This window comes from Macrococcus capreoli, assembly GCF_025628935.1.
In the GTDB taxonomy this organism is placed as follows: domain Bacteria; phylum Bacillota; class Bacilli; order Staphylococcales; family Staphylococcaceae; genus Macrococcoides; species Macrococcoides capreoli.
Genome location: NZ_JAOTIS010000049.1, coordinates 1 through 701, shown reverse-complemented (window position 1 = coordinate 701; position 701 = coordinate 1). Strand labels below are relative to the sequence as shown.

Annotated in this window: 1 protein-coding gene; it reads right to left on the bottom strand. The window is 30.2% G+C overall.

Annotation, left to right across the window (positions count from 1 at the left end; all coding sequences use genetic code 11):
• Positions 1–109 precede the first annotated feature (109 nt).
• A partial coding sequence (locus OCL94_RS13205) for a transposase (RefSeq protein WP_262997383.1) occupies positions 110–701 on the bottom strand: 592 nt, incomplete at its 5' end.

The window sequence follows — 701 nt, the reverse complement described above, 5'->3', positions numbered from 1 at the left end:
TCAGATTGAAGACAAACTCATTTTCATTACATGAGTTTGTCTTTTTTAATGATTATATTCTCTTTTATTCGAAGAAATTTCTTCGAAATTTAAATTATTGACTATAATGCTAAGCCAATTGAGTATCTTTGATAACCCAATTGGCTAACTTTTTTAAATTCATGCATGCACAAATAAGCGTGGTTTCCATGGACACTTTTTTCAATCCTCTAAACTTTGTCCATCTCATACCATGCTGTTCTTTAGCGTCACCAAATCTTCTTTCAATAGTTTGAGACCTTAATTTATATCCCATTCTTCCTTCTTCTGTATGTCTTATTTCTTCAACATCTTCTAAGTATTCTTGCCAAATATGTCTTTGAATTTGCTTTTTATATTGTTTATTTTCTGTACATTTATTTAGAAATGGACATTCTTTACATACATTTGGGTTAGAATGATACAATTTAAATCCTTCACGATCAGTACGTGTGTATTTAAGTGGGTGATTTGCAGGACAAATATATTCATTGTAATATTCATCATAAACAAAATCATTTTTTCTGAAACGGTCCTTTGGACCTCTTGGTCTAGTATATGGCATATAAGGAGTGATTGACTCTTTAAATAAAAAGTAAGCATTAAAAGGTGTTTTATATCCAGCATCTACCGCCAAGGTTTTAGGTTTAATTCCTTTATCTTTCATTCTAGAAATCATAGGT